The organism is Arthrospira sp. PCC 8006 (assembly GCF_046480465.1).
In the GTDB taxonomy this organism is placed as follows: domain Bacteria; phylum Cyanobacteriota; class Cyanobacteriia; order Cyanobacteriales; family Microcoleaceae; genus Limnospira; species Limnospira platensis.
In genome coordinates, this window is the sequence record NZ_PKGG01000078.1 from 1 (window position 1) to 21,505 (window position 21,505).

21 protein-coding genes and 2 pseudogenes are annotated in these 21,505 nt (G+C 45.4%); 16 read left to right on the plus strand and 7 right to left on the minus strand.

Going from position 1 to position 21,505, the window contains the following annotated elements; translation table 11 throughout:
• On the plus strand, positions 1-538 hold a 538-nt coding region (locus B9T16_RS13185), incomplete at its 5' end, for a MotA/TolQ/ExbB proton channel family protein (protein ID WP_410244973.1).
• 97 nt (positions 539-635) lie between these two features.
• Positions 636-1,235: an ExbD/TolR family protein gene (locus B9T16_RS13190; RefSeq protein WP_410244974.1), complete on the plus strand. Its 600-nt coding sequence runs from the start codon at positions 636-638 to the stop codon at positions 1,233-1,235.
• Between the two features lie 62 nt (positions 1,236-1,297).
• Here the strand turns inward: B9T16_RS13190 and B9T16_RS13195 are convergent, their stop codons facing one another.
• Both B9T16_RS13195 and B9T16_RS13200 read right to left on the minus strand, forming a co-directional pair.
• Complete coding sequence (locus B9T16_RS13195; RefSeq protein ID WP_410244975.1) at positions 1,298-2,590, minus strand: recombinase family protein; 1,293 nt, start codon at positions 2,588-2,590, stop codon at positions 1,298-1,300.
• Positions 2,587-2,949, minus strand: a complete 363-nt coding sequence (locus B9T16_RS13200) for a VOC family protein (protein WP_410244976.1) — start codon at positions 2,947-2,949, stop codon at positions 2,587-2,589. Before B9T16_RS13200 ends, B9T16_RS13195 begins: the two co-directional genes overlap by 4 nt.
• A 165-nt stretch (positions 2,950-3,114) precedes the next feature.
• Here B9T16_RS13200 and B9T16_RS13205 point away from each other — a divergent pair, with 165 nt between their 5' ends.
• From B9T16_RS13205 to B9T16_RS13225, 5 genes and pseudogenes are all read left to right on the plus strand, one after another.
• A complete protein-coding gene (locus B9T16_RS13205) occupies positions 3,115-4,410 on the plus strand; it encodes a M16 family metallopeptidase (RefSeq protein ID WP_006618737.1) in 1,296 nt (431 codons plus the stop codon).
• A gap of 136 nt (positions 4,411-4,546) precedes the next feature.
• Positions 4,547-5,290, plus strand: a pseudogene (locus B9T16_RS13210) (peptidoglycan-binding domain-containing protein); the annotation flags it as partial.
• 45 nt (positions 5,291-5,335) lie between these two features.
• Positions 5,336-6,367 (plus strand): C39 family peptidase, encoded by a 1,032-nt coding sequence (locus B9T16_RS13215; protein ID WP_410244985.1) that lies wholly within the window; start codon positions 5,336-5,338, stop codon positions 6,365-6,367.
• 116 nt (positions 6,368-6,483) lie between these two features.
• Positions 6,484-6,705 (plus strand): annotated as a pseudogene (locus tag B9T16_RS13220) (peptidoglycan-binding domain-containing protein); the annotation flags it as partial.
• A 45-nt stretch (positions 6,706-6,750) separates the two neighbouring features.
• Complete coding sequence (locus B9T16_RS13225; protein ID WP_410244986.1) at positions 6,751-7,782, plus strand: C39 family peptidase; 1,032 nt, start codon at positions 6,751-6,753, stop codon at positions 7,780-7,782.
• A gap of 6 nt (positions 7,783-7,788) precedes the next feature.
• Here B9T16_RS13225 and yvcK read toward each other — a convergent pair whose 3' ends face one another.
• Positions 7,789-9,165 carry a uridine diphosphate-N-acetylglucosamine-binding protein YvcK gene (gene yvcK, locus B9T16_RS13230; RefSeq protein ID WP_410244977.1) on the minus strand — a complete coding sequence of 459 codons (1,377 nt, stop codon included), beginning with the start codon at positions 9,163-9,165 and terminating at the stop codon, positions 7,789-7,791.
• 154 nt (positions 9,166-9,319) lie between these two features.
• Between yvcK and B9T16_RS13235 the strand changes: the two genes are divergently transcribed.
• Together B9T16_RS13235 and B9T16_RS13240 are read left to right on the plus strand one after the other, a co-directional pair.
• Positions 9,320-10,102: an ABC transporter ATP-binding protein gene (locus B9T16_RS13235; protein ID WP_006618060.1), complete on the plus strand. Its 783-nt coding sequence runs from the start codon at positions 9,320-9,322 to the stop codon at positions 10,100-10,102.
• 72 nt (positions 10,103-10,174) lie between these two features.
• A complete protein-coding gene (locus tag B9T16_RS13240; protein ID WP_315669992.1) occupies positions 10,175-11,557 on the plus strand; it encodes an MlaD family protein in 1,383 nt (460 codons plus the stop codon).
• A gap of 10 nt (positions 11,558-11,567) precedes the next feature.
• Here the strand turns inward: B9T16_RS13240 and gatA are convergent, their stop codons facing one another.
• The gene (gene gatA / locus B9T16_RS13245) at positions 11,568-13,031 is read right to left on the minus strand and encodes an Asp-tRNA(Asn)/Glu-tRNA(Gln) amidotransferase subunit GatA (protein WP_410244978.1); all 1,464 of its coding nucleotides are present in this window, start codon (positions 13,029-13,031) and stop codon (positions 11,568-11,570) included.
• A gap of 159 nt (positions 13,032-13,190) precedes the next feature.
• Between gatA and B9T16_RS13250 the strand changes: the two genes are divergently transcribed.
• From B9T16_RS13250 to B9T16_RS13280, 7 genes are all read left to right on the plus strand, one after another.
• Entirely contained in the window at positions 13,191-13,658 is a 468-nt protein-coding gene (locus B9T16_RS13250) for a helix-turn-helix domain-containing protein (RefSeq protein WP_006618063.1), read from the plus strand.
• A 28-nt stretch (positions 13,659-13,686) separates the two neighbouring features.
• Positions 13,687-13,941, plus strand: coding sequence for a hypothetical protein (locus B9T16_RS13255; RefSeq protein WP_410244979.1), 255 nt, complete (start codon positions 13,687-13,689; stop codon positions 13,939-13,941).
• A 92-nt stretch (positions 13,942-14,033) separates the two neighbouring features.
• A complete protein-coding gene (locus B9T16_RS13260; protein WP_410244980.1) occupies positions 14,034-14,387 on the plus strand; it encodes a hypothetical protein in 354 nt (117 codons plus the stop codon).
• 12 nt (positions 14,388-14,399) lie between these two features.
• On the plus strand, positions 14,400-15,047 hold the full coding sequence (locus B9T16_RS13265) for a trypsin-like peptidase domain-containing protein (RefSeq protein ID WP_410244981.1): 648 nt from the start codon (positions 14,400-14,402) through the stop codon (positions 15,045-15,047).
• Between the two features lie 130 nt (positions 15,048-15,177).
• The gene (locus B9T16_RS13270) at positions 15,178-16,230 is read left to right on the plus strand and encodes a M23 family metallopeptidase (protein ID WP_014275377.1); all 1,053 of its coding nucleotides are present in this window, start codon (positions 15,178-15,180) and stop codon (positions 16,228-16,230) included.
• A gap of 109 nt (positions 16,231-16,339) precedes the next feature.
• A complete protein-coding gene (psbP, locus tag B9T16_RS13275; RefSeq protein WP_006618066.1) occupies positions 16,340-16,882 on the plus strand; it encodes a photosystem II reaction center PsbP in 543 nt (180 codons plus the stop codon).
• 13 nt (positions 16,883-16,895) lie between these two features.
• Positions 16,896-17,528 carry a nucleoside triphosphate pyrophosphatase gene (locus B9T16_RS13280; protein ID WP_410244982.1) on the plus strand — a complete coding sequence of 211 codons (633 nt, stop codon included), beginning with the start codon at positions 16,896-16,898 and terminating at the stop codon, positions 17,526-17,528.
• On the opposite strand, the gene B9T16_RS13285 is transcribed toward B9T16_RS13280, so the two are convergent.
• The 3 genes from B9T16_RS13285 to B9T16_RS13295 form a co-directional block, all read right to left on the minus strand.
• On the minus strand, positions 17,525-18,523 hold the full coding sequence (locus B9T16_RS13285; protein WP_410244983.1) for a homogentisate phytyltransferase: 999 nt from the start codon (positions 18,521-18,523) through the stop codon (positions 17,525-17,527). The two genes, B9T16_RS13280 and B9T16_RS13285, sit on opposite strands and share 4 nt — an antisense overlap.
• Before the next feature lie 75 nt (positions 18,524-18,598).
• Complete coding sequence (locus B9T16_RS13290; RefSeq protein WP_043468255.1) at positions 18,599-20,611, minus strand: FAD-dependent oxidoreductase; 2,013 nt, start codon at positions 20,609-20,611, stop codon at positions 18,599-18,601.
• Positions 20,612-20,834: 223 nt separating this feature from the next.
• Positions 20,835-21,413, minus strand: a complete 579-nt coding sequence (locus B9T16_RS13295; RefSeq protein ID WP_410244984.1) for an REP-associated tyrosine transposase — start codon at positions 21,411-21,413, stop codon at positions 20,835-20,837.
• Between the last annotated feature and the right edge of the window lie 92 nt (positions 21,414-21,505).

The following is a 21,505-nucleotide window of genomic DNA, read 5'->3' on the forward strand; positions in this document are numbered from 1 at the left end:
TGTGGGGCTGATTAATTCTTTGGGTTCTAGCCGCCTGGGAGATATTGGTACTTCTTCGGCTGCTGATGTCACCCTGGGGATTGGAGAAGCCCTGATTAGTACAGCTACAGGCTTGATTGTGGCTATTATCAGTCTGGCTTTCTATCGCCTGTTTCAAGGCTTTTCCTTTAGCCAGGTTAAGGTCTTCCGAAAAGCGGGAAATGAATTAGAATTACTCTATCGCCAGGATTGGCCAGAGGTTAAGGCTCAGATGCTGCTTCCCGGAGAGGCTAATGATGCCTCTTTGATGGCGGAAGAACCCCAGGAGGATTTTCCCCCAAAAGGTAGTTTAATTAAGCTACCCGATGAGGATGAGTCGGAGGATGATCATACTCCTTTAATCAAATTACCTTCAGAATCTGAGGATGAGGAAACCCCCTCTCAATCAGAATCCCCTGAGTCGGTAGCTGAACAAAATACTTTAATTCAACCTGTGATTAAGGGTAATTCTCGCTTGGCTGATGATGATGATAAACATCAAAAAGGAGAGGTTGAATAATATCCACAACACCCCCAGAGCCAATTAAACCTTTGTCATTGATACCAAGATACTAACAAACACCCTTTTTGGTGGGACTATCCACGGAGGCAGATTGATGAAAGTTAACATAAATTCTCAGGTTGATGAGGGGCGTATTGAACTGCTACCCCTGATTGATGTGGTTTTTTGTATTTTGACGTTTTTTATTTTGGCAGCCCTACAGCTTACCCGACAACAGGCGATCAATGTGGATTTGCCACGGGCGGGGACTGGTGAAACTCAGATGCAAAAAATGTTGGTGGTTGGGGTGGATATTCGAGGGGATACTTATATTGACCAGCAACGGGTTAATTCTGAACAAATGCAGCGGGCTTTGGAACGTTTTTTAAGGTGGAATCCTAGTGGTTTGGTTGTGCTGTATGCCCCTAAAGATGCCCGTTATAATGATGTTGTACAGGTTTTAGATAAAATGCGGGCTGTGGGAGGCGATCGCGTGGCGTTGGCGACTTTACCGAGTTCTGAGGAAATGCCCTCTCCGGTTGATTCTGAGGGTTTATTAGCCCCTGATGCGCTGACACCGGATAATGGGGTGGAACCTCCTATTAATCCTTTTCTCCCCTCTCAGCCGCTTAATGAAATGCAGCCAGGGAGTCGTTTATTACCGCCTCCGGGTTCCCCCACTTCTCCCACTTCTCCTCTACTTCCTGACAGTTGAAAAATCGATCATTGATGTTCACCGTCAGCAGCCACGGCTATTACAGTAGATATATGGCGGGGTTAAAAAATAAAATTTAGTTGTAAATGCCAGTTATCGCGATCGCGAATAATGTGGATTTTTTGCAGAAACTCCCGCAGATAAAATCGTCTCTCGGTTTCGGATAAATCTAGCCAAAATTGGCGGATAGAAACCGCTTGGGCGGTGGCTTGTAAATTGACTGGGGGAAGTTGGGATAATTGATTCTCTAGTTGGGCAATTTCTTGGCGCAATTTATAATCTCTAATTGTGGCAGTTTCACTGTCTAAAATTCCTGTGGTTTGCAGATTTGGCAGTTGATTTATGATGTCTTTTTTACTGGCTATTTCATCATAGATTTGCTGCTTAAATCGGTCTAAATCTGGCATCTGTAATTGGGCAACTGCTGGGGGTAGGTCGGCACAAATTAGGTCAATAGTCGCCGATAAAACATCATGATAATTAAGGGATTTGCACTTAGTTAGACGCGGACATTTTAGGGGTCTTAAATAAAGATATTCTCGTTTTTTGTTATGGGTGGTAACGCGGGTAATGGTCATCCCTGAACTACATTCACTGCACATTAATAAACCAGCTAAAGAATGGGGGGCGCTGGCTGTGCGAGGTGGGAGGCGCTGGTTGCGTCTTAATAACCTATCGATTTGGGCGGCTTCTTCACGGGAAATAATCGGGATATGAGTATTGGAAATAATCTCACTATTTTTATAAGCTAAATCCCCTCGATAAACGGGGTTAATTAACCAACGCTTCCCGGTAGTTACGGAGATTTTTTTATGATATCGCTTTTGTAAATACCGGACTGCGCCGCGTAGGGAACCATAAATTAAAAAATGCTCAAAAAAGTCTTTAACAACGGGTGCGGTGCTGCGATCAATGGTGTAGCGGTCTTTTCCTCTACGGTAGCCATAGGGTGCTTTTCCGGGGGGAGGAATGGCTTTTAAACGGTTGCGTGCGTGTCCTTGGCGCAGACAACGGCTGTGGTAAGTTTGTTTAATTTCGGAGATGAATTTGATTAAATCTACACGGGAAATATCGGAGGACTTTAGGTCGGATTGAAGGGCGATAACTTGGATGTTTAACTGTTGGAGTTGGCGGAGGCGATCGCTAACTTCTAGGACAGAGTTACCCAATTCTTCATAGCGTTGGATTAATAAATAGTTGGGGGGTGGTAGTTGTTGACAATCTTCTAGGATTTGCTCTAGTTGTTGGCGATCGCCAAAATCTTGATAAATCCCATCAATATCCCATCCCCAAATCGTCGGATCTGGCGGCGGTTCTAACAGCGGTTCCGTATAAGAATAGGCGAGAATTTTCATATTTGACTCAATTCGATAATATTACCATCAGGGTCAGCCACAAAAAGGGCTGAACGACCGGAAGCGCTCATTTGAAACGGGTAATTATGGCGGGTGAGTTGTGCTGTGGCGATCGCCAAATCAGCCACCGCGAAAGCTAGATGTCGGTTGCGTCCCCATTTCGCTTCATTGACGCGATCGCCAATTACTTGTTCAGATTCAATTAGATGAATTTGCCAATCACCAATCTGATACCATATTCCTGGGAAATTCAAAGGGCGATCGACTGTAGTTAACTGTAATATCTGGCTATAAAAATGCTGAGATTTTGCCAAGTCCGAGACTAAAATGGCGGCGTGTAGAGGTTTGGTGATATTCATAGTTGGGAGCTATTCTCGAAAATTGTGATATTAGACCCATCGTAATATGCGATCGGGCGATCGCATCAACTCAAGCACTATTAACTAAATTATCACCAAATCCCCGTAACTCTGCTATAACCCCATTAAGATAGATAGGGAAAAGACCACAGGGCTAAAGATCCAATGACTTCTATCCTACTTGAATCAAATATCACCCGCTCACTAAACGCTCCCACCATCTACAAATTATCAAATGGTCTCACCATTGTGGCAGAACAGTTACCCGTTGAAGCCGTGAACTTGAATGTTTGGATTGATGTTGGATCAGCTGTCGAACCCGACCCGATCAACGGGATGGCTCACTTTTTAGAACACATGGTGTTTAAAGGGACTCCCAACCTAAAAGCTGGAGAATTTGAAAGACTGATCGAACAACGAGGCGCTTTAACCAATGCAGCCACCAGCCAGGACTACACCCATTATTATGTTACCAGCGCTCCCAGCGACTTTGCTACCCTAGCCCCCCTACAGCTTGAAGTAGTATTTAGCCCCAGTATTCCCGATGATGCTTTTGAGCGCGAGAGGCTAGTAGTATTAGAAGAAATCCGGCGATCTGAAGACAACCCCGCGCGTCGTTCATTTCAGCGGACCATGGAAACAGCCTTTAAGCGTCTCCCCTATCGTCGGTCTGTACTAGGACCAGCGGCGGCTATTGAACAGTTAACTCCTCAGCAAATGCGAGAGTTTCATCGCAGCCATTACTGTCCCCAAAAAACCACGATCGCAGTTGTGGGTAATTTACCTGTAGAGGCTTTAATTGAAACAGTAGCCGAGTCTATCCCAGCACAGACATATCCAGAACTTCCCCCAGAAGTAGATCTGCATCATCTGATTCCAGAGTCAGGATTTAGCGAAATTGTCCGCCATGAAATCATAGATGATAGCTTACAACAAGCGCGATTAATGATGGTGTGGCGAGTTCCCGGACTTAATCAACTCTCAGAAACCTATGCTTTGGATGTTTTAGCTACAATTTTAGGTCAAGGTCGTACCTCCCGCCTAGTGCAGGATTTACGAGAAAAGCGGGGTTTAGTGTCTGGGATTAGTTGCAGCAATATGACCCAGAGGCTACAGGGAGTATTTTATATTTCCGCTCGGTTGCGGGTCGAACACTTAGCGGAAGCCGAAGCAGCGATCGCCGAACATATTAACCGACTCCACAGGGAATTAATCACCCCCACCGAAATGACCAGGGTACGGACTCAAGTGGCGAACAGGTTTATTTTTGGCAATGAAACACCAAGCGATCGCGCTAATTTGTATGGTTACTATCAGGCGATCGTCGGAAATGTGAACCTAGCCTTAGAATATCCCCGCCAAATTCAATCCCTCAATGCAGAACAGTTACAACAAGCCATCCGCCAATATTTATTACCCCAAGCCTATGGGGTAGTTATCCTGAAACCTCATACCCCCTAATGAAACCGAAACCGGGAGTTGATATCCCCTTCTAAATCTCGACCCCCTCTGATATTTTGTATCAAATAATGAATTTTTGTAGAGGGGGTCAACAAACCATGTACAATTGCAGTGATTTTGTGACCTAGCACCAAAAATGAGACTACAAGATTTCCTAGGAACCAATACTCGATATGATATACAACAGATTTATGATGACGAGGCTCTGAGTCGTCAAATTCAGACTCGGCTCATTGATTTAGGGCTCCTAGCGCCGCCCGTTGATGGTATTTTTGGCCCCTTATCAACAGCCGCATTCAGACGATTTCAGGAGTTAATGAACATCAGTGAATCTGGTGTTTTGGACTCTGAAACTGCCCAAAAACTCCTAGAAACTACCACTATGCGGCCCCCGAACATGAGGCTTGAGGATTTTCTGGGAACTAATATTCGATATGACTTCCAAGCCATTGATGACAATGAAGCCCTGAGTCGTCAAATTCAGACTCGGCTCATTGATTTAGGACTCCTAGCGCCGCCCGTTGATGGTATTTTTGGCCCCTTATCAAGAGCCGCATTCAGACGATTTCAGGAGTTAATCAACATCAGTGAATCTGGTGTTTTGGACTCTGAGACCGCCCAAAAACTGATAGACACCACAACTATTCGACGTGAAAATATGAGACTACAAGACTTTGTGGGGACTAATATTCGATATGACTTCCAAGCCATTTATGATAATGAAGCTCTGAGTCGTCAAATTCAGATTAGGCTCATTGATTTAGGACTCCTAGCACCGCCCGCTGATGGCATATTCGGCCCCTTGTCAAGGGCGGCTTTTCGGAATTTTCAGGAGTTAATGAACTGTAGCGAACCCAGTGGCATTCTGGGAACAGATACCGCCAAAAAACTCATAGAAACCAAAACTGTGAGTCGGCCGGGAAATATGCGGCTACAGGACTTCCTGGGAACCAATCTCCGTTATGATGTGAAGGCGATTAATGATGATGCAGGTTTGAGTCGTCAAATTCAAATCCGGCTCATTGATTTAGGACTGCTAGACCCGCCAGCAGATGGTATATTCGGTCCGAAGTCAACCGCCGCGCTGCATCGTTTTCAGCAGTTAATGGAATGCCAAGAACCGGGATTTATTGGGTCGGAGACTGCCAAAAAACTCATAGAAACTAAGGTTTCTGACCTCCCCGTAACTACTCCCATGTTAAGAGTCATCAGAGATACAGTTTTCAAGGTGAGACCGATCGCCTCTTCTCAACTGAATAACTCCGAGAAATTTTCAGTACCAGCCGGACGGGAATTTTCAGTTTTGGCTTATGATCCGATCCGGGCACATTTAAGGGTAGCTTTGCGTAATCAGTCCTTTGGCGGTTATTCTGTGTTGTATATTTGGGGTGGCCATGTGGAAGTTTACGAGGGAGGGAGCAGAACCCATCCCCGACCCCTACCGACAAGCCGTCGTTTGAATGTTCCCTTCAAGTCACAATTAGATAATTTCTATAACCCCACAGGGTCTTGTAATGTGACTTCCCTGGCCATGTGTTTGGAATATTTTAATATTCCGCGTCGCGATTTGAGATATCGTCAATTTGAGGATGAACTATATCGCTATGCCCTGAATATGGGTTATAGTCGCCATAATCCCTACGATTTAGCTCGCATTGTCCGAGACTATGGTGCTAGGGATCATTTTACCGAAAATGCCGTAATTGAGGACGTGCAGGACTGGGTAGCAGCGGGTTATCCGGCGGTTATCCACGGATACTTTACCTCCTTTGGGCATATTATCGTCGTGGTAGGCTATGACCAAAATGGGTTTATCGTCCATGACCCTTATGGCGAGTGGTTTTCAACCGGATATCGAACCGATTTAAGTGGTGCTTACTTACACTACTCCTATCGACTTATTCGGCGGGTGTGTATTCCTGATGGGAATTTTTGGGTGCATTTCATCTCCAGGTGAGATAATTTTAACCCCACTTTAACCAACTCCTAATAACTTGCATAACTCCTGTGGAGTTGTGGAGTACATAGCCAGCCGAGCAACTTCTACAAAACACCAAAATTAGAACTATAGACATGAGACTACAGGACTTTGTGGGGACTAATACTCAATATGATATCAAAGCCATTTATGATAATGAAGCTCTGAGTCGTCAAATTCAAACTCGACTGATTGATTTAGGACTCCTAGCGCCGCCAGTTGATGGCATATTTGGCCCCAATTCAACGGCAGCTTTTCGGAGTTTTCAGGAGTTAATGAACTGTAGCGAACCCAGTGGCATTTTGGGAACGGATACCGCCAAGAAGCTGATCGAAACCAAAAGTGTCAATCGCCAGGGAAATATGAGGCTACAGAACTTCCTGGGTACAGATATCCGATATGATGTGAAGGAAATTAATGCTGATGCAGGTTTGAGTCGTCAAATTCAAATCCGGCTGATTGATTTAGGGCTGCTAGACCCGCCAGCAGATGGCATATTCGGTCCCAAGTCAACGGCGGCGCTGCATCGTTTTCAGCAGTTAATGGAATGCGAAGAACCGGGATTTATTGGGTCAGAGACTGCCAAAAAATTAATTGAAGCTAAGGTTTCTGACCTCCCGGTAACTACTCCGATGTTAAAAGTGACCAGAGATACAGTTTTGAAGGTCAAACCGATCGCCTCTTCTCAACTGAATAACTCCGAGAAATTTTCGATTCCAGCGGGACGGGAATTTTCAGTTTTGGCTTATGATCCGATCCGGGCACATTTAAGGATAGCTTTGCGTAATGAGTCCTTTGGCGGTTATTCTGTGTTGTATATTTGGGGTGGTCATGCGGAAGTTTACGAGGGAGGAACCCAAACCTACCCCAGACCCCTACCGAGAAGCCATCGTCTGAATGTTCCCTTCAAGTCACAATTAGATAATTTCTATAACCCCACAGGGGCTTGTAATGTGACTTCCCTGGCTATGTGTTTGGAATATTTTAATATTGCCCGCCGTGATACGAGATATCGTCAATTTGAGGATGAACTATATCGCTATGCTATCAATAAGGGCTATAGTCGCCATAGTCCCTACGATTTAGCCCGCATTGTGCGAGACTATGGTGCTAGGGATTATTTTACCGAAAATGCGGTAATTGAGGATGTGCAGGACTGGATAGCTGCGGGTTATCCGGCGGTTATCCACGGATACTTTACCTCCTTTGGGCATATTATTGTGGTGGTGGGCTATGACCAAAATGGGTTTATTGTCCATGACCCTTATGGGGAGTGGTTCTCCAGTGGATATCGAACCGATCTAAGTGGTGCTTACTTACACTACTCCTATCAACTAATTCGGCGGGTGTGTATCCCTGATGGCAGTTTTTGGGTGCATTTTATCTCGAAGTAACAAGGTCTAAACTCTGCTGTACCAACGCAATAGGACTTGGGCGAGTCGTTTGGAGTTGTGGCGGACATAGCCAGTGTCGCTATCAACTTCAATGATGTTGGTTAATACCATTCTTCGCCCTAATTCCTTGACGGCTTCCCGGTCAATGAAAACCGGGTGAGAGTCTTCTTGAGCATAGCGGATTAATGCTTGAGCTGGGGGGACTTTTCCTTGGACTAAGACGGCATCAAATAGTTTATGGCCACAAGCGTCATCGATCGCCCGAATGTGGTCGGCGACGCTATAGTTATCAGTTTCCCCTGGTTGGGTCATGACATTACAAACATAGATGCGGGGGACTTGGCGTTGAGCGATCGCTTCGGTAATTTCTGGGACCAATAAATTGGGGATAACGCTAGTGTAGAGGCTACCCGGTCCGATAATAATGAAATCTGCTTCTTGAATGGCGCTAATAGCTTTAGGAAGGGCTGGGGGGTTGGCAGGTGTGCAACCAATTTTGACAATTTTACCCCTAGCTTCTGTAATACTAGACTCTCCATGAATACGACGGCCATCTTCTAATTTAGCCCACAGGTGAACATCGCTGAGGGTAGCGGGTAGGACTTGACCGCGAATAGCCAAAACCTTAGAACTAGCTGCGATCGCCCTTTCCAGGTCTCCGGTCACCTCTCCCATAGCCGTGAGGAATAAATTACCAAAACTGTGACCTGTTAAACCATCGCCAGCCCGAAATCGGTATTGGAATAATTCAGTGAATAGCTTTTCCTCATCAGCTAAGGCCGCTAAACAGTTGCGAATATCTCCTGGGGGTAACACTCCAATTTCGCGGCGCAAGCGCCCAGAGGAGCCACCATCGTCCGCTACGGTAACAATAGCGGTGATATTAGCGCTGTAATCTTTCAAACCCCGCAGCAGGGTTGATAGACCTGTTCCGCCGCCAATAACTACGATTTTCGGACCTCGGTTGAGGCGGCGCAATGCTATGAGGCGATCGACCAATTCCTGATCACCTTCGGGGGTGAATACCTGGGTAATAGAGTTAAAGCTGCGACTCTGACCCCAAAAAATGAATAGTAAACCCGCCAAAATTAGCAACGGCCCAGAAACGGAGTTAGGGATAATTTGGGTAATCCATTCCAAAAATCCCCTGAGCAGTTGCAAAATATAGAAAATTGGGGTCATTCCTGTCCAGATAGCTAACCCCAAACTGGTCAGCAATACCCCACCGGCGCTAATGAGTAACCACCGTTTGACTAGCAAACCGGGGGCTAACCATTTGAACCACTGTCCTATTCTATGGGAGGAACGGTAGCCTGAGCGACTCCAATTTAGTCGGAGTTTGAACAGGCGACGCAGTTTCAACCTAAGAGAAATAATCGACATTTGATAATAGACCTCATAAAAATCTGTTGTGGTTAAATTTGGGCAAACCTAATTCGAGATGATAGCCTGTATCTCGCAACTTATAGTTATGTAGATAGTCCATAGGGGAAGAGTCTATGGCCAATGGGGAATGGGAACTGAATCAAAATCTAATATGTCTGAGCCACTAATTGAACTGCGAGGAATTTCTAAAACCTTTGGTTCCAATGTGATTTTAGATGGGGTAGATCTAAGCATCTATCAGGGTCAAGCCTTGGGAATTATCGGCCCTTCTGGGACGGGAAAATCAACGATTTTGCGGATTATAGCCGGGTTATTGCCTCCTGATGCTGGAGAAGTATATGTCAAGGGACAACTGCGACGGGGTTGGGTGGACGATCTTAGTGATCCGATTGGTATTGGCATGGTGTTTCAGAATGCGGCTTTGTTTGACTCTCTGAATGTTGAACAAAATGTGGGATTTCGTTTGTATGAACACAGCAGACTTTCCCAGGCTACTATTCGTCAATTAGTTGAGGAAAGGCTAGAAATGGTGGGTCTGCCTAATATTTGCGATCGCTATCCGGCAGAATTATCTGGAGGAATGCGAAAACGGGTGAGTTTTGCCAGAGCAATTATGCCCAACCCGGAAAACCCCAGCGATAACCCTGAAGTTATACTTTATGACGAACCAACGGCCGGTTTAGATCCGATCGCTTCAACGGTGATTGAAGATTTGATTCGCAGCCTGCAAAAGCGGGACGGGGGTGGCAGCACCTATGTGATGGTGACACACCAAGATAGTACGATCCGCAGAACCACAGACCAGGTAATTTTTTTGTATAAAGGTCAAATTCAATGGCAAGGGTCCATTGAGGAGGCTTACAGGTCCGATAATCCAGCGCTGATACAGTTTTTTACGGGCAGTGTAAGCGGACCCATTCAGGTGGTCAATTAGCTGATGGGAGCCAGAAAATTGTTAAGTTAACCTAACATAGGAAGATGGGACAGGCAAATGGGAGGATAAATAATGCGATCGCGAAGTGTCCGTGAAGGATCAGTCGGTTTGTTGATTATATTGGGAGTGGGGCTATTTGGGGCCACAGCTTTTTGGCTGCGGGGGCTCACTCTTGGTCAGCAGAGTTACCAAATTCGGGCTGAATTTCCTAGTGCTACTGGTCTTCAAATTGGGGTACCTGTACGATATCGGGGGGTAAAAGTCGGGCGAGTTACCAGAATTCAACCCCAGTCTAATGGGGTGGAGGTGGTGCTAAATATTGAATCTACGGATTTAGTCATGCCACGAAATTCCCAAGTTTTGGTCAATCAGACGGGTTTTCTGAATGAAACCTATGTTGATATTATCCCCAATGCAGTCTTAACTCCTGAGTTAGTGGCGGCTAACCCCATTAGTGCTACCTGTCCCTCATCAGATATTTTGTGCCATGAGAGTTCTATTCAAGGTTTACCGGGTATTAGCCCCGATCGCCTCATGGAGACTATGCTTGATTTAGGGGAACTCTATGGCAACCCGGAATTATTTGCTAATCTAAATGCGGCGGTGGAAAATACCGCCCTCGCCGCCGCCGAAGCCACGAAACTGACCACCCAAATGGGTCAATTAGTTGAGATAGCTAAATTGGAGTTGGGTAATTTTAGTGCCTCGGTGGATCAAAACATGAACTTATTTTCCTCGGAAATGACTCAGCTTTCCGATCAACTAGAGCGCTCCATGCAGGAAGTCAGCGGAGCGGCACTGCAGTCGGCTAATTCCTTAGACAGGGTAACAGGTGATATCAGTGCCTTAACTCAAGAGGTAAATGCCTTGGTGGCTACCAATCGCTCAACCTTGCTGACGACCTTAAATAATATTAATGAAACCAGCCAGGAATTGAGTGTAGCGATCGCTACACTAACCCCAGTTATAGCCCGGTTTGAACAGGGGGAACTATTAACCAATCTGGAAACCCTATCAGCCAATGCGGTGATCGCTTCGGAGAATTTGCGAGATGTTTCCAAGACTGTCAACAACCCCGATAATTTAATCTTACTGCAACAAACCCTAGACTCTGCCCGTTCCACCCTGCAAAATATGCAGAAGGTGACTGCAGATATTGAAGATTTGACAGGAGATCCGAGATTGCGCGATAGTTTACGGAGGATCATCAACGGCTTGGGTAATATTCTCGCCTCCACCGAGGAGTTAGAGCGCCAAACGGCTGTGGCGGAAACCCTAGCCCCCCTCAGTCAAGCGGCGGAGGCGGGGGATGAAAAAACCATAAAACTGCTATTCTCGGAAATCGATTCAGATTTATCGGATTTATGGGCTTTGGTCAGTTCACCAGACACCGCCGCTAATTCTCCCCGGTGGACTATTGACAGCACTTCCTCCGTAGACATTTCTGGGGAATAAGAGGGAGCTACTAGCTGCCTATGGTTGGGTTATGCTTATGCCAAGGGGTGGCTTGTTCATAAGCATGGGCGACTTCAAACAGACGACTTTCGCCGAGAACTTTGCCAATTAACTGCATTCCTATGGGGAGACCCTGGCTGTCAAATCCACAGGGAACGCTGATGGCCGGTAAACCGGCTAAATTGACGGGAATTGTCATCAGATCGGACAGATACATACTCAGGGGGTCAGAGGTTTTTTCTCCGGCTTGAAAAGCGGTAGTCGGAGAGGTAGGACAAACTAAGACCTCTACTTGGGTAAAAGCGCGATCGAAATCTTGTTTAATCAGGGTTCGGACTTTTTGGGCTTTCAGATAATAGGCATCATAGTAACCAGCAGACAAAGTATAGGTTCCTATCATGATCCGACGTTTTACTTCGGCCCCAAAACCTTCGGCGCGGGTTTTGGCGTACATCTCAATCAGGTTATCAGCATCAGGAGTGCGGAAACCATATTTAACCCCGTCATAGCGGGCGAGATTAGCGGAAGCCTCGCTGGGGGCGATAATATAGTAGGTGGGCAGACCATAGCGGAACCGAGGACAGGAGATGACCTGAATTTCTGCGCCTAGGCTTTGCAGAACATCGATCGCTTTAGTAACGGCTTGTTCTACTACGGGATCTAAGCCTTCCCCGAAGGTTTCTTTAATTACCCCAATTTTGATTTTACTTCTGGGTTTAAGGGAGGGCTTTAAAAAATCGGTATAGTCGGGGATATCTACATTAAGGCTGGTGGAGTCTTTGGGGTCGTAACCGGCGATCGCATTTAATAAAATGGCTGCGTCTTTGACCGTGCGACCAAAGGGGCCAATCTGATCCAACGAAGAGGCATAAGCTACCAACCCATAGCGCGATACTAGCCCATAGGTGGGTTTCATGCCTACAACTCCACAGAATGAGGCTGGTTGACGAATGGAACCCCCTGTATCCGAACCAAGGGCAACTACTGCCTCGTTGGCTGCTACGGCTGCTGCTGACCCGCCAGAGGACCCTCCGGGAACTCTGGTTATATCCCAAGGGTTAGCGGTGATTTGAAAGGCTGAGTTTTCGGTGGAACTTCCCATCGCAAACTCATCTAGGTTAGTTTTTCCGAGTATAACTGCTCCGGCTTCTATGAGTTTCGTGGTCACAGTGGACTCATAGGGAGGCACGAAGTTCGCGAGAATTTTCGAGCCACAGGTGGTGGTAATCCCTTCCGTACACATATTATCTTTGACGGCTATGGGAATGCCTGCTAATAATCCGATTTCGTCTCCGGCGGCGATTTTAGCATCAACCTGTCGGGCTTGTTCTAAGGCTCGATCTGCGGTAATACACAGAAAACTTTTGAGTGTGGGTTCTAATTTGTTAATGCGATCGAGCGCTTCGGTGGTGATTTCCACAGCAGAGCGTTCTTTATTTACCAGTTGTTGGTGCAACTCGCAGATCGATGCCATGCGGTCTCCTCTGTTTTAGTTCCAATATTTGAGTTTACCGAAAAATTGGTAACACTCTACTACCTGATCCTTCCCGATCGCTAAATTTTTGTTTGATCCGGAAATTTTGCCAGCCTGACGATAGATCAACCAGTGTTATGGATGATGAGATGAGGAGGTATGCCACCAAAGGCTCATATTGAACCCCATTTATCGGTTGATGATCTCAAAAACCGTTACCGACAAGCTAGAGATACTACTGAGTCCCGTCGGTGGCATCTTCTTCATTTGGTGGGTAGCGGTTGGACGATCAAGCAAGCAGCAGAAGTTGTGGGGTTAAATTACGACTACGCCAAAGAGATTATCCGCCGTTATAACCACGAAGGCCCACCTTCGGTGAGAAACCGTAGTCGCGATCGCCAGCCCCCTGTGGCGCGATCGCTTTTGACTAAATCACAGCAACAGGAACTCAAGCAGGCTTTGCTGGGTCCCGCTCCTGATGGGGGACCGTGGTCTGGCCCCAAAGTGGCCCAGTGGATTGCTGAACGCACTGGCCGCCAGCACGTTTGGCCTCAGCGGGGGTGGGACTATCTCAAACGATTAGGGATTAATTGGAAGCAACGGAACAATTCTGGTTCGGAATTTTGATCTATTCAGTTATCTGGTTGTAAGGACAATGAAACCAAAATATCTATTGAATTTAGCCACGGGAGCAACCATGGCGATCGCTTCTTTCTTTGTTACTAATGGCACAGTGGCTGAAGAAACCGAAATTACACAGTTTCCGCGCCATCGACATCAGCTACTACAGCGACCTAATAGAGTAGTTCAACAAGAGTTTTTCTGTGGCCGTAGTGATGATGATGTTCCTACTACCTTTGTCAGAAACTCTCGCGGGACTTTTCCCGTCATTCGTTGGGTTGATTTGTAAAGGCTGATGCTTCTGCCTCCTTGGTTGATGGGTAAGTGGCGTGAGCCGGAGGCAGGAATAATTAATCATGGCAGTTTTTTATGAGAGTTTAAATGCTATTACTGCCTTTTTTAATGGCTAATTTGTGGGGAATTGAGCAGCATCATTTAGATTACTTTTTTATCCCTGATAAGTTAACCGTCATCACTGGCTCTAAAACTGCGGGCTGTGTTGAGGGTGAGTGGCGACCTTGTAGCCCTCAACAATTGCAGGCGATCGCTGAATCTATTACAGTCAAAATTATTTCTGGGTCGGCTTGGGGGTCGGGAATCATCCTGAAAAGAGAAGGTGATTTATATACAGTATTGACCAATGATCATGTCATCAATACCGAGGAATCTCCCTATTTAATACAAACTCCTGATGGTCATATTTATCAAGGCTATTTACTCAACAATGATGCCTGACAAGGACAAGATTTGGCTCTGATTCAGTTTCAGGCTCCCCCCAATTATGCGATCGCCTCTTTCCATCCTTCCGCGACTCTCTCCCCTGGTGATAAAGTCTTCGGCGCGGGTTTTCATTTGGAGATAGATCGAGATAATATTGAGACCATTAACCTTAACAATAATCATAGTAAATTACGAGACACAAAACCATCATTATATCATCTATTTCAGCCCAAGTCATTCCTCGCCAAATTTCCTGATCCAAAATATCCTCCTACCAGGAATCAAGGATTTAATTTAACCAGAGGTAGAATATCCTTCCTTTCCGAAAAACCCTTTAAAAACGGTTATCAGATTGGCTATACTAATCCCATCCAAAAAGGCATGAGTGGCGGCCCCCTGTTAGACCGTTGGGGAAAGGTAGTCGGTATTAATGGAATGCACGCTTACCCTCTTTGGGGAGACCCCTATATTTACGATGATGGTGAACAGCCACCCCCAGATTTACGCGAAAAAATGAGACATCTGGCTTTTGCTATTCCTAGCGATCGCTTAACTGAATTAGCACCGGAATTTTCCCCAATTCCACCATTATATATTACTGAATATAATGGGATTTTATGGGAGTTTAACTATCCTGATTCCACGCATTTTTGGCTGCCACCCATCCGCCCATAAATCGAGTAACTTTTTACCGACATATCATCTGGTAGCCTCAGACCCCGTAAATAGTAATCCTCAGCCAACCCGATTAGGGATTTGCTATAATTAGCAACGGCACATATAAGACATATCCAACATCTGCCCAATGCTCAAACACCTGCGATATCTATGCTTATTTATGTTGGGGTTAGGACTATCGCTGCTGATAGGTTGTGTTCCTCCGTCAATCAGTTTAAGCCTTAATTCCCAACCGGATACAGTAGCGATCGCCACAGATAGCGTCAGCCTGTCTCCACCCCTTAAATGTGAATTAAATAAAGATTGTTTAGTGATTTTATACACCGATCGCGATCCGAGTCCCAAAGCCGTAGATTTTGGCTGTGGTCGCCAAACCTATGATGGTCATAAAGGAACAGATTTTGCGATTCCTGATGAAAGAATGATGGCTGAAGGAGTCCCCGTATTTGCATCAGCCTCTGGTCAAGTATTAAGAGTCCGTGATGGAGTCGAAGATCGGCGCATTAGACATCCAGCGGAAAGGTCAAGGGTAGAGGGTCAAGAATGCGGTAATGGGGTAGTTATTGACCACGGAAAAGGTTGGGAAACTCAATATTGTCACCTGCGGCGGGGTAGTGTAGCCGTTAAATCAGGCGATCCGGTCAATACTGAAACAGTATTAGGAATGGTGGGAACATCTGGTTTAACCTCCTTTCCCCATGTTCACATCACCGTTACCCATGATGGACAGGTAGTTGATCCTTTTGTGGGTCCGACCTCCTCACCCGGTTGTCAGACTAGCTTAGATCCTATTTGGAATCAACCTTCTGGGTATAATCCCACRGGTTTAATTAGGGCGGGATTTTCCACAGACCCCCCCGACATGGACCAAATTTGGGATGGGAAGCATTCAGAAACCGTATTGTCCGCCCAAATTCCCGCCCTATTATTCTGGGTACAAGCCTATGGTATTTTAGCGGGGGATGAGGTGAAATATAGAATGATTGACCCCAGAGGTAATGTGGTAGTTGACCATAATGATCGGATTCAATCTCCCAGTCTCACCTGGGTGGGCTATGTGGGACAAAGAAATTCTGGCGCTAGTCTACTTCCAGGAGTCTGGAAAGCTGAATATAGCCTTACCCGTGGCGATCGAGTTTTAATAAATGTACAACGACAGGTTGAGTTAAATTTGACCTAACCAGAGTTAAACAGCCGATTAGTGGGACAATGGTTATACTCTCGATCGCTGTCAGAGTCTATCGAGACTCGATCAAGCATCGATTTTGCAGTAATGGAAATGTGTTTCAATGTTCAAACGAATTGCATCAATTATCCTAGTTGTTGTTAGTCTCACCCTGGGGGGATGTGTAGCCACCGGGGGAGGTCTAAAAAGTTTTGTGGACACAGCAGATGGCTATGAGTTTCTTTACCCTAACGGTTGGGTAGAGGTGAGGGTCTCTAATGGACCGGATGTGGTTTTTCACGATATGATCGACTCGACGGAAAATGTTAGTGTGGTGATTAGTTCTGTGACTAGGGGTGATAGTTTAGAGGAAATTGGCACTCCCACAGAGGTGGGATATACCCTCAGTAAAAATGCGATCGCCCCAGAGGGGTCTGGTCGGACAGCAGAGTTGTTGAATGCTGGGAAAAGAGAATCCACCAATAATACTTACTATTTACTCGAATATGCTGTGACTCTTCCTAATCAGCAAAAACGGCATGATTTCGCTAGTATTGCTATCAGTCGGGGTAAGTTGTTTACTTTGAATATATCCACCAGTGAACAGCGTTGGCAAAAAAGCAAAACTCTGTTAGAACAAGTGGTGCGATCGTTTACTGTTTATTAACGGAGATTCTGATATGGCGGACTCAGCTATCACTTTTGTCCTGGCTTCTGCTTCCCCAGCCAGATATAGACTCTTAAAAACTGTGGGAATTGATCCAGTAGTAATTAAGAGTGATTTTGATGAGTCTAGCATTCAGATTGATGATCCGACTGCATTGGTAGAACAACTCGCTCAAGCCAAAGCGGAAGCTGTGGGGAGACGGTTAAAAGACCATCCCCCTAGCTATTTAGACAACGGTAAAAATGCGCTAATTTTGGGCTGTGATTCGGTGTTGGTGATGGGGGGTGAAATTTACGGTAAACCGGCTGATAAAGCGGAAGCGATCGCCCGTTGGCAAAATCTCAGTGGTCATGTGGGACAGCTTTATACTGGTCATGCTTTGCTGGATTTGAATAAACCCAAACTTTTGGTTTTATCTCGCATAACTGATGTGCATTTTGCGACTGTTGATGAGGAGGAAATCCGGTCTTATGTGGAGACCGGAGAACCTTTAAACTGTGCGGGATGTTTTGCTATTGAAGGGAAAGGGGGGGCTTTTGTTGATAGTTTAGATGGCTGTCATACTAATGTGATTGGTCTGAGTTTACCTCTGCTGCGGTTGATGCTGCGAGAGTTGGGGTATGGAATCACTAATTTTTGGAATTAACCCAATAAACAGGCGATGGGGAATAGTATATATTCCAGAAAAAACAGTTTCCAAATGAGTTGGTAAAAATTGGCGATCGCCTGTTTATCCCCTAGGTCTACACTGGTGCTTTTCCACCACATAAAACTTAGTAATATCAGATTAGTTATCACTAAAAATACTGGGTTTAAACTCCCATAAATTAGGAAAGCCGCCGCCATCATTCCTAAATAACAGATGGTGATTACTCCCCTAGCTAGATTAAATACGGCTACGGTTCCCAGACGGATGGTAAAGGTGGTAATATGGTATTGGCGATCGCCTTCAATATCGGGGATATCCTTAAAGATGGCAATCGCAAACGTAAACACCAAAATAAATAGGGTTAACACCCAGACGCTGGGGGGTATCACCGGAATTTTCCATAATTGGGGGGTTGATAACTGTTGGCTAAAATGACAAAATAGCCCCAGGTTGACAATCACCCCCCGCACTGTAAATATACATAATGCCGCCCAAACGGGAAATCTTTTTAAGCGTATGGGAGGGAGGGAATAGGCGGTTCCGAGGACTAAACTAATGCCAACAGTAGCTGCTAAAAAAGGCCCCCCAACCACTGCTAAAATGACCGCCAATATCCCTGTAGTGGCTACGATAATTTGACCCTGGCGGCGAGAATATACCCCAGAAGCTAAAGGTAAGTCGGGTTTATTAATTACGTCTATTTCGATATCTTCTAATTGATTAAGACCGACAATATAGATATTCCCACACAGACAGGCTATCCAACTAATCAGCAGGATGGTTAAATGTGTAGGGAGAAAAGGGGCGTTTTCCCATGTAGTAAGATTAAGTTGATCACTAAATGCGATCGTAAATAACCCCAATACACTGAGACTGGTTCCGATAATGGTATGAGGTCGGGAAAATTTCCAGAAAGCATACAGCCAAGGCGCATTTTTCTGAACCGGGTTCCCAGTAACTTTTGGTAATGCGATCGAGGAATTCTGATTCATAATTGGGTTAAATCGTTAATATGCAATAGAGTTAATGAGTCAGATTGTCCATGGTCTTCAACCTACTGTAAAAAATCATCTCCAATTTTCCCAAGAACGGTTAAAAAGAGAAGTGCGGGGAAATGCGATAGGATTACCATTTTCTTGGATGAACCATTGTAACTCATCTAGTAAAGGCGATCGCCTTGGTAAATCCGCCACTAATTGATAGGGAAAAACATCATTTTCAAAAGCAAAAACCGCCGTCATTCCCGCCGCCGCACCAGAAGACCATTCAAAGGAATGCACCCGGTAAGCCGCCGCCGCAATATGGCTAGTAGCAATACTTTTACCCACCACCAATAAATTATCAATTTCCTGGGGAATCATAGCCCGGAGAGGAATTTGGAAGGGGTAAGCCTGTCCTTGTCCGAGACGTTCTCCCTCTCTTTCAGTATTTCCCGGAGTTTCGTGGGGGCTTAAAGTCATACAGGGGTGAAAATCGATCGCATAATGTCCAATACCCACCGTATCAGGATAAATGGTAGATCTCCCTCTGCGGGAAGTCTGTTCAACCGTTTGATTTCTAGCGACTAAAGCTGGTAATTCCAACCCCGCCAAAGCCATCCATAACTCCCTAAATTCTGAAGCCGAGAGATTTTCCCGGTAAAAATCCCCGGCAAAATCATTACGAGAAATATCAGTTTCCCAAATCATAAACCCTTGAGGTTGACCGAAGGAAGGGCGACCAATAATCCGGCGCGCCTCTCGCATATAGGGAAACTTAGAGAGTCCGTGGGCGGTTCCCATGGGCTGATCAAATCCTCTCAAAAATCGATGATTAGGGTAGATATTTTTAACACCATCGCCCAATTGAGAATCAGTAGTCCCTTTCACTAACCAATAAAAGAAACCCTTGGCATTTTCTTCGCCATATTGCAAGGACTGCACCCGTAGTCCGCCCATCCAATTTCCGGGTTCTAGCTGCCCGCTGGCGGCTAGTTGTCGGGGAGTTAGGATTAAATTGTCCTGAGAGGTTCCAGGGCGGTAGTCATTGCCCCAAGTCCAGTTTTGCATGGAGATATCCCCAGGATAAATGGTCCACCTGCGTGGGTCGGGGTGAAAAGGTCCTTCTGGGTTTTCGGTGTGAATGCGACGGTAAGTAAACACTAGGGTAAAATTGGCTAATCGCTGCAATTCATAGCTGTAGTAGGGCGCATAGCGTTCGTAAAATGGTGGTTTTTCGATGGGTTCTGGCTCGGCGAGGGCTTTCATGGCGAAAGTATAGGTGAAACCCTGGGTGCAATAGGGGTCTCCGGTGACGCTGGAGGAGGTGGGTTCTAGGGGGTTGCGTGGGTCTATACCCAAGTTGTGGGGAATATTGGTCATGCCGATAATTTCCCCGGTTTCTGTGGCTTCTACCACATACCAGTTAGCGGCTTGTTTATCTGTGTTGGCGGGGAGAAATTCGATAATGGTTTTGGTGAGACGGGGTGAGTCTTCCCAAGTGTAAGCATCTTCAATAATTTGGGATAGGGGTTCGGTATTTAGGGGGGGTGTACCGGGGGCGGCTTGATGTTGAATGGCGATCGCACTGAGAATTTTTCGATCTGCTATTTCCACATATTTAGGAACAGTATTAGGAAACCATTTTAAAGTCCCTTTTCCCTGTTTTGCCGCATCTTCTAGCATTGATGATAAAATCGCGTGACCGTTATAAGGTCGGAAACAAGACTCGCTTACCCAACAACCACCAGGGTTAAGGATGCCGTATTTTTCTTTAATGCGATCGCGCAATTCTAGGTATCCTCGCGGGAAAAATAATAAGGATCTTTGAGTTTGTCTTTCATCTAAAGCAGAGGTTCCCTGGGAGGAAATTTGACCCCCTACCCAGTCCGTGATATCAGTTAAGCAAACTGTCCGACCTGCTAATAATGCTTCATAGGCTGTGGCTGCGCCTGCTAGTCCACCACCAAACACTAAAATATCACAGGTTTCTTGAGTATCTGTAGTCCTGGGTAAACTCGCATCAGCTACTTGCTGACTGAACAGGGAAGCCACTATACCTAGGGCAATTTTTACATAAAACGCAGTTTTAATAATCTTCATCATATATTACCATGGAGAACTTGCTAATTTGGGGTTGATGGGTCAGTTGGTAGGAGACCTCAGACAGATAAATTGATAATTTCAACCATTATATATTCCCCAGACCAAAATGGGTAAGGTGCATCCTATAGATAAATCATGATTGGTGGGTAGGGTGCGTCAGAGAGATAAATCATAATTGTCACCTGAGATGTTGAGGTCTGACGCACCATTTTCATATTGTCTATTGGTCTGACTCACAATTTTCAAAATTTGACATTTTACCAAAATATCCTGAAAACTTAATCAATTCATTGACACCCCAATCAACCGAATATACACCTTGTTTTACCAACCGATGAAAGCTAGAAAATTTCCAATATTTAGGAGATTCACATAAACCATGCTTGACCGGATTATAATCAATGTAATCACAGCAATTCTCAAAATCTTCTTCGTCTTTGATTAAATGCTCCCAATATCGCCGCCATAAATTGCTCTCTTTCCGCTTGTGACGAGAGAGAGTTACTTCCGTGCTTAGTTTGAGTTTATGGCTACAGCTGCGCGTCACAAAACTTTTTAAATATCGCCATCGCATCGGATAATTTTTATCACCTTCTGGTAGTGTCCAAATACAATGAAAGTGATCAGGTAATAGAGCGATCGCATCTAAAGAAAAAGGATATATTTTTTGCAATCTTTGGAATCCTGTTCGTAAACCTTCCCGTCCAATTTCAGTACATAGCCAAGGGTTCCTTTTATAGGTGACTTGGGTAAAAAAGTAGGTTGCGCCTGGAACAAATAATCGACGATAATTAGACATGGCTTGATTGGGGTGTAGAGTTAGGATGCGTCAGATAGATAAATCATAATTTTAACCTGATGGGTAGGGTGCGTCAGATAGATAAGTCATAA